6 protein-coding genes are annotated in these 7869 nt (G+C 63.6%); 1 reads left to right on the top strand and 5 read right to left on the bottom strand.

The window, feature by feature from the left end; genetic code table 11:
• From K1X71_18250 to K1X71_18240, 3 genes are all read right to left on the bottom strand, one after another.
• A partial coding sequence (locus tag K1X71_18250; GenBank protein ID MBX7075088.1) for a hypothetical protein occupies nt 1-882 on the bottom strand: 882 nt, incomplete at its 3' end.
• A gap of 233 nt (nt 883-1115) precedes the next feature.
• The gene (gene lepA, locus K1X71_18245) at nt 1116-2927 is read right to left on the bottom strand and encodes a translation elongation factor 4 (protein ID MBX7075087.1); all 1812 of its coding nucleotides are present in this window, start codon (nt 2925-2927) and stop codon (nt 1116-1118) included.
• A 291-nt stretch (nt 2928-3218) separates the two neighbouring features.
• A complete protein-coding gene (locus K1X71_18240) occupies nt 3219-4247 on the bottom strand; it encodes an ROK family protein (protein ID MBX7075086.1) in 1029 nt (342 codons plus the stop codon).
• A gap of 244 nt (nt 4248-4491) precedes the next feature.
• Between K1X71_18240 and K1X71_18235 the strand changes: the two genes are divergently transcribed.
• On the top strand, nt 4492-6390 hold the full coding sequence (locus K1X71_18235) for a thioredoxin family protein (protein ID MBX7075085.1): 1899 nt from the start codon (nt 4492-4494) through the stop codon (nt 6388-6390).
• Nucleotides 6391-6754: 364 nt separating this feature from the next.
• Here the strand turns inward: K1X71_18235 and K1X71_18230 are convergent, their stop codons facing one another.
• Together K1X71_18230 and K1X71_18225 are read right to left on the bottom strand one after the other, a co-directional pair.
• Nucleotides 6755-7135: a hypothetical protein gene (locus K1X71_18230; protein MBX7075084.1), complete on the bottom strand. Its 381-nt coding sequence runs from the start codon at nt 7133-7135 to the stop codon at nt 6755-6757.
• A gap of 24 nt (nt 7136-7159) precedes the next feature.
• On the bottom strand, nt 7160-7498 hold the full coding sequence (locus K1X71_18225) for a hypothetical protein (GenBank protein ID MBX7075083.1): 339 nt from the start codon (nt 7496-7498) through the stop codon (nt 7160-7162).
• Nucleotides 7499-7869: the final 371 nt, after the last annotated feature.

Here is a 7869-nt window from a genome sequence, read left to right as displayed (position 1 = left end):
TGGCGCAGCCGCAGGGGCCGGGGTTTCAGCGGCCGGTTCAGTCGGCGCCTCCGCCGGGGGCGCGGCGGGTGGCGCGGCGGGCTCGACCTCGACCTGCGCAAATGGATCGGCCGGCGTATCGCTCGGCGCCGCCGGCGCATCGGCCGGCGCTTCCATCTCGGGCTCGGTCACCGGTTCGTCCGCGGGGGCGGGTTCCAGCGGCGCTGGCTCCTCGGCCGGCGCAAGCGGGTCTTCGGCCGGCGCGGCCGGTTCATCCGCTGGCGGCGCCGGCTCGTCCGCCGGCATGTCCGGCTCGTCGGCCGGCGCGACAGGCTCCTCAGCCGGCGGCATCGGCTCGACGGCGGGCTCATCGGCCGGAATCGGCATGTCCGTTTCCGACTCCTCTTCGCGAATGGCCTCGTCGGGCGTCAATGGCGCCGGCGGCACCGGAATCGTCACATCGGGCTCAGTGCGGCGAATATCCTCGTAGCGCTCGCGCTGTCGTGTTCGCGATTGTTCCAGCGCTTCCAGTCGCGCTTGGATCCGAAAGTTTTCGATGCGCCGGCGCTGCGTGCCTTGAATGCGCTCCAGCGCTCGGCTGACGTTGTAAAAGTGATCGGCATCCGCCATTTCCATCGCGGCGGCAGTGCGATAGTCATCCTCGGCCTCGTAGTCGCGCCCCATCTGCTCGTAGGCCAGGCCACGGAAGTAATACACGCGCGGATCGCGGCTACCAGCCTGAATAACCTGTGTGAGGGTCTCGAACGCCTTGAACGTGTCGCAGCGAAAATAGGCGTGGACCGCCTGCCCGTAAAGTTCCGAGAGCACGGCGTCTTGCGCCGCCGCGAGCGAAGTACAGGCCAAAGACCCGGCGACCACGAGCGAAAGCAGTAACCGCGACATGTGCGATGACTCCCAGAGGAGAAGCGGCGGGAAATTCATGATGAGCAGCGACGCCAGCGCGGCCCTGAGCCGTTGGCGTAATTTCGATCGTAATTGCCGCCGCCGCGAGCTGGCAAGCTTTGCGCAACCGGCCAGGTCCCCCAAAACTGGGAGAAATAAGACGCTGCCCCGCTGCAATCGGATCAGGCGTTAGAACGCGATCCCCAAGACAGCGATCGGTACCGCGCGCGGCGCTACTTCTCGGCCCCCGTGTCGAGCACGGCCATGAAGGCCTTCTGCGGAATCTCGACGTTGCCGATCGATTTGAGCCGCTTCTTGCCCTCTTTTTGCTTGGCCCACAGCTTGCGCTTGCGGGAGATGTCGCCGCCGTAGCACTTGGCGGTGACGTTCTTGCGCATCGCCGAGATTGTCTCGCGGGCAATGACCCGCGTCCCCACGGCCGCCTGAATCGCCACCTCGAACATGTGCCGGTCGATCTCGGTGCGCAGCTTCTTGACCACGGCGCGGCCACGACGTTCGGCGTCGCGCCGATCGCAGACAATCGATAGCGCGTCGACGCGCTTGCTCGCCACCAAGATGTCGAGCCGCACCAGGTCGGCCGGAAAATACCCCAGCACCTCGTAGTCCATGGTGCCGTAGCCGCGCGTCACGCTCTTCAGCTTGTCGTGCAGGTCGTAGATCACCTCGGCCAGCGGCAAGTCGTAGGTCAGTATCGCGCGGGTGCTCGATAGGTACTCGGTCTTGATGTAGTTGCCGCGACGGTCGGTGCAAAGCTGCATCACCGGGCCGATCGAGTCGATCGGCAACACAAAGTTCACGCGCACGATCGGTTGGCGAAACTCCTCGATCGCGCCCGCCTCCGGCACCTTTTGCGGATTGTAGACCTCGAGCGTCTCCCCCTTCTTGGTGACGATCTGATAGGTGACGTTCGGCGCCGTTTGCACCAGGTCGAGATCGGCCTCGCGCTCCAGCCGCTGCTGCACAATCTCCATGTGCAACAGGCCCAAGAACCCGCAGCGAAAGCCAAACCCCAGCGCGTCGCTCGTTTCCGGCTCAAACTCAAAGCTCGGATCGTTGATCGCCAACTTCGTCAGCGCGTCGCGCAGCTCCTCAAAGTCCTGCCCCTCCGAGGGGTACAGCCCGCAAAACACCATCCGCTTCGGTTCATCGTAGCCGGGGAGCGCTTCGGCCTTCACGTCGCCGGGGATGGTGACGGTGTCGCCAATGTGAACGTCGTTCACCGATTTGATGTTGCAGATCAGGTAGCCCACCTGACCGGCCTGTAATTGCTCGCACGCCTGCCGCGCCGGAACAAACTGCCCCAACTCCAGCACCTCGTAGGTGGTGTTGGCCTTGAGCAGGTGAATCTTCTGTCCCTTCTTGACCGTGCCGTTCATGAGCCGGATGTAAATGATCGCGCCGCGATATTCGTCGTAATGCGAGTCGAACACCATCGCCTGGAGCACCGCTTGTGGGTCGCCGCTCGGCGCCGGCACCCGCTCGATGATCGCCGCCAATAACTCTTCGACACCGGCGCCCGTCTTGCCACTGCACGCGAGCACCGTCTCCTCGTCGATGCCCAGGCTCTGGTGCATCTCTTGGATCACTTCGTCCTTGCGCGCGCTTTGCATGTCGATCTTGTTGAGCACCGGCACAATCGCCAGGTCGTGCTCCATGGCCGCGTATGCGTTGGCCACCGTTTGCGCCTCGACGCCTTGCGACGCGTCGACCAGCAAGATGGCGCCTTCGCAGCACGCCAGACTACGCGACACCTCGTAGTGAAAATCGACGTGGCCCGGCGTGTCGATCAAGTTCAGTTCGTACGACTCCCCCTGGTACTTGTGCCGAATGCGCACCGCGCGGGCCTTGATCGTGATGCCGCGCTGCCGCTCCAACTCCATATCGTCCAGCATCTGGTCGCGCATGTCGCGCTGCGCCACCGTGGACGTCTTCTCCAATAGCCGATCGGCCAGCGTGCTCTTGCCGTGGTCGATGTGCGCCACGATCGAAAAATTGCGGATATGTTGGCAGTCGATCTTCGACACTTGCGTAAAAACCTTGGTGGGTGGCGCTGGGCCGCGGGTGGGCCACAGGCGGGGAGCGTCACTTCGGCCGCCGTCCGTGGCGCTGGCCGGCTTGCGATACAGAAAATCTCGGCAGGAAGAGCAATCGTAGCCGAACGCCGGGGGCGACCGATAGGCGGTTTTGTCAGCCGTTACGCCGGTTTGGCCGCCGAGCAGTCCGGGGAATGATGCGTCGGGCAGCGCGAATTGCAGGAAGCAATTCACAAAATCGCGACATAGGTCGTGATTTTGCGAGCCGCAGCAGCGCGACTGCTAGCGCCGGCGATATTCCAGTCGGGCCACCCCGGCCGCCCCGATGTAGCCGGCGTCGCCCCCCAACGAGGCATAGTCAATTTTTGTTTTCGCCGCCAAAACAGGGAAGGCGCGACGCTCCACTTCTTCCTGAATTCGAGCCAAAAATCGCCGCCCCAGCGGCGTGCTGTGCTCGCCAAACGTCATCGCCCCGCCAAACACCACGCCATCCGGGTCAATGGTGTGCATCAAGGTCACCGTCCCAATCCCCAAATAGCGGGCAGTCTCCAGGATGACCTCCAGCGAATAGGCATCCCCCTTCTCGGCCTCCTCCGCCAGCATCAGCGGCGTCAGTTCCTCCCCCGCCGCCACCCGTGCGCTAAGCGACGACTTGCGCCCCGCCTTGAGTCCCTCATCGGTGCGGGCAATCACCGCCGTGGCGCTGGCATACCCCTCCAAGTGCCCTGGCTGACCGCAAGGGCACACCCGCGCGTCGGCGTTGTAGTCGATGATGATATGCCCGCACTCGCCGCCGTGGCTGTGCTCGCCGTCGATCATCAAGTCGCCGATGATGATGCCCGAGCCAATGCCGGTGCCCAGCGTGAACAAGACCATGCTGTGATGCTCGGCGCCGACCCCCACCCAAAACTCGCCATAAGCCGCCGCGTTGGCGTCGTTCGAGAAAGTGACCGGCAGCCCGGCGTAATGACTCACCCGGTCCCGAATCGGAAACTGCATCCACCCCAGGTTGTGCGGTTCCAGCAACATGCCCGCCGGAATGTCCATGGTGCCGGGCGACCCCAGGCCGACGCGGGCGATCTCGTTCTCCTTGAGCCCCGCTTGCCGGGCCGCCTCGTGAACCGCCAGCCCCATCCGCCGCGCGCCGTCCTCCCCCCCCTTTTCGCGCTCGGTCGGCACGCTCAGGTGACTCAGCGTGCGTCCCCGGTCATCGACAATGCCGACCTTGATGTTCGTCCCCCCCAGATCGACGCCAGCAAAAAACGGCGCCACGGCGTCGGCGCGCTTGATGAATTGACTCGGCTCGGGCATGAACTACTGCGCCTACCAAAAGGTGGGGTAATCGACTGCGCCCCTGGCCGAAGTATAAAAAGTCGTTACAAGGCCGTGAAGTCAGCCGGTGCGTGACGCGAAGCAGCGTCGCACGCCCATTTCTAACAGCTTTTCTCGAAAAAGCTTGCATCGCGCTGGCGGCATGGAATAATCAAGTTTCCAACCGGAAACAGGGAGAATTGGCCACCTCAGACATGGTTGTCCGCGGCTGGCCTCACAAAATATGAAGCACGCCCTTCTCGCAGGGCTGGCCCTGGCGGTCAGCCTGTCTGTTGCCATTCCATCATCGGCAGCCGATGCCGCCGCCGACCGCAGCGGCGTCGGCATCGAGATTCGCAGCTTCGCCCTCAAGGACCATCGCGGGCGAAAGGTGTCGCTCGCCAAGCACACCGAAGGCAAGGTGACGGTGGTCGCCTTCATCGGCACCGAATGTCCGCTGGTGCAACTCTATGGCATGCGCCTGACCGACTTGGCCAAGGAGTACGAGTCGAAGGACGTGGCCTTTCTGGCGATCGACTCCAATCATCAAGACACCAAGCCCGAGCTAGTGCGGTTCGTGTCGTCGATGGGCATCACGTTTCCGGTGCTGCGCGACGTCAAGAACATGGTGGCCGATCATTTCGGCGCCACCCGCACGCCAGAGGTCTTTGTGCTCGACCGCCAGCATGTGGTGCGCTATCGCGGCCGCATCGACGATCAATATGGCATCCATCAAGGGGTGAGCTTCAAGCGCCCCAAGCCGGAGCGCCGCGATCTGGCGATGGCCATCGACGAGGTGCTGGCCGACAAACCGGTCACCGTGCCGAAGACCGACTTCATGGGCTGCCTGATCGGCCGCGCGCCAGAGCCCAAGCCCGATGCCGGGGTGAACTACTCCGAGCATGTGGCCGCCATCTTCAATCGTCACTGCGTCGAGTGTCACCGGCCGGGCGAAGTGGCGCCCTTCTCCATGGTCAAGTACGAAGATTTTGAAGGCTGGGGCGACATGATCCGCGAGGTGGTGGCCGAAGAGCGCATGCCCCCTTGGCACGCCGATCCCAAGCACGGCCAGTTTTCCAACGACTCGCGCCTGACAGATTCCGACAAAAAGTTGATCCTCGATTGGGTCGACGCGGGTTGTCCGCCCGGCGATCTGAGCAAGGCGCCGACGCCCCCCAAGTTCGCCAAGGGCTGGCAACTGAGCGAGCGCAAGCAAGTCTTTTACATGAACAAGGACAAAAAGCCCTTCAAAGTGCCGGCGGAAGGGGAGATTGAATACAAGTACTTCACCGTCGATCCCGGCTTCACCGAAGACAAGTGGGTGCAGGCCGCCGAGGCGCGAGCCGGCAACCGCGCCGTAGTGCATCACATTATCGTGTTCATCGAACCGCCAGGAGAGAAGAAGAACGCCATCAGCTTCGATGGCTTCCTGGTCGCCACCGCGCCGGGCGCCCGCCCCATGGTGCTGCCCGACGGCTACGCCAAGCGCATCCCCAAGGGCTCGAAGCTCAAGTTCCAGATGCACTACACCCCCAACGGGCGCGAGACCGAGGACTTGAGCAGCGTGGGCTTGGTTTACGTCGATCCGGCCACGGTCAAGACCGTGGTGCGCACCGAAGCGGCCATGAACATCATCTTCAAGATTCCGCCCGGCGCCGACGACTACCCGGTCGACGCGCTGCGCACCTTCCGCCAGGACACGCAATTGGTGTCGCTCTATCCGCACATGCACCTGCGCGGCAAGGCGTTCCGTTACACCGCCCGCTACCCCGACGGCAAGCAAGAAATTTTGCTCGACGTGCCGCACTACGACTTCAACTGGCAGAACAGCTACGAACTGGCCGAGCCCAAACTGCTGCCCAAGGGAACCGAACTGCGCTGCGAGGCGCTGTTCGACAATTCGAAAAGCAACCCGTCGAACCCCAACCCCGACAAACCTGTCACCTTTGGCGAACAAACCTCAGACGAAATGATGATCGGTTTCGCCGATGTCGCCGTGCCGCGCGAAGCAGACACCGCCGGCCGCGTCGTTGATAAGCCAAGGGCCCGCAAGACCAGTGGCGATTCGTCCACCTCGCGCGAAAGGCGCAAGCCCAACTCCGCCGCTGCCTTGCCCCGCCCGGCCGGCGCCGCCAATCGCTAGTCGACTCGGCTAATGCAATTTGCGCGGGCAGGCGTTCGGCCGAATGATGATCGCCAGCACGAGCACAATGACCGGCAAGGCGCCTAAGCACATCGAGATTACTTCGCGCGACATGGCTCGGTCCCTCCGCCGGTCGTCTCCGTCGCATCTTGTCTGACGTAAAGACGACACTGGCTATCCAATAGATCGGTTCATTCTCGGCTGGGCGATGATTTTCGTCGCTGGCGCCGGGCGAGGTCTGCCGGACCCGACTAACCCCGACTCTCCCCTGCCCCGTGCGCAAAAAATCGGGGGTTCGCTGGCGACGCCTGGTATCCGCCAACGACCCCCGATGAAGGTAACTGCTAGTGCTTGCTGTGGTGTCTCACCACGGCGCGCGGATGTAATACACACCAAACTGGTCGGTGTCGCTGGGCCATTGCGGCGTGGGGCGGAAATACGCTCCCGGCACGCCCACCATGCCCGGATAGCCGCGCCGGTACTGATGGTAGATCGGCGAGGTGCGATAGCCCGCCACCCCCCAGTGGTAGTTAGTTTGCATTTCGGCGGTGGGGGGCACCACCAGCGCCACCGGCGCCCCGTACGACGTGTGATAGTGATCGCCGTGCCAGGTGTAAGCCTGCGAGCGGCGAAAGTACCTGGCGCCGTGCAGCGTGTTCTCGCCAGCCTGCGCGGACGTGGCGTCGAGCGTGGCCAGCGCCGCCACGGCCAACAGGGCGCGGGTCCACCAAGTGCGTCGATTCATAGCGGCCTTTCCAGAAAGTCTGGTCTACCACCACAGGACTTTCGCCTTGGTATAGCCCGCCCCCGGATGGTAGCGGTAATACGTGCGACCGTGGCAGTACATCATCTCGTGCGGTGAGAGCGGTTGGTACGTGATGTAAGTGTGCCCCACCCGCGGCGGAATGGTGGTGTTGGGCGCGGGGTACATCGCGGCGCCGACGCCACCCATGGGGTTCGGGGCCTGGTAGTAGTTGAAGAACAAATACGGTTGCGAGTGCGGCGGTTGAATTCCTTGCGCGCGGGCCTCGTCGGCCGCGGTCAGCGCGGCAATGGCGATGGCCGGCGCGATCAGCGCGCGCAGCAATCTCTTCCAGGCGCGTTGCATGACAGGCTCCTGATGCGGTGTGTCGCTAGAGCGGCGCCCCTTCAGGCGGCGGGGTCGCTCCCAGCAAGGGGTGGGTCTGGGGCCGGTCAGGCCACCGGCGGCGGAGTCTTTTCGAGCGAGTCCAGGCTTGGCTCGCGCCCCGCCTTTTCAAGTTCGGCTTCTAGCGGTGAAAGGTTTGAATCTTTGTTTGGCGGCTCGCGCGAAAGTGCTTGCTGCGTCAAGATTAGCGTCCGATCAGGGGTACTATCGCGGCCACAAAAACCCTACAATCCCTACGACGCGAATCACCGCGCGAACCGGTCGCCAACGGCCGCTTTGCCAGGCGAACCGCGGCACGGACGCCGGACATGCGGCTCGACCGATTGGGCAAA

The sequence above is a fragment of the Pirellulales bacterium genome (assembly GCA_019694455.1).
Classification (GTDB): Bacteria; Planctomycetota; Planctomycetia; order Pirellulales; family JAEUIK01; genus JAIBBY01.
The sequence above is the reverse complement of the archived record's forward strand: the minus strand, read 5'-3'. Positions and strand labels throughout refer to the sequence as shown.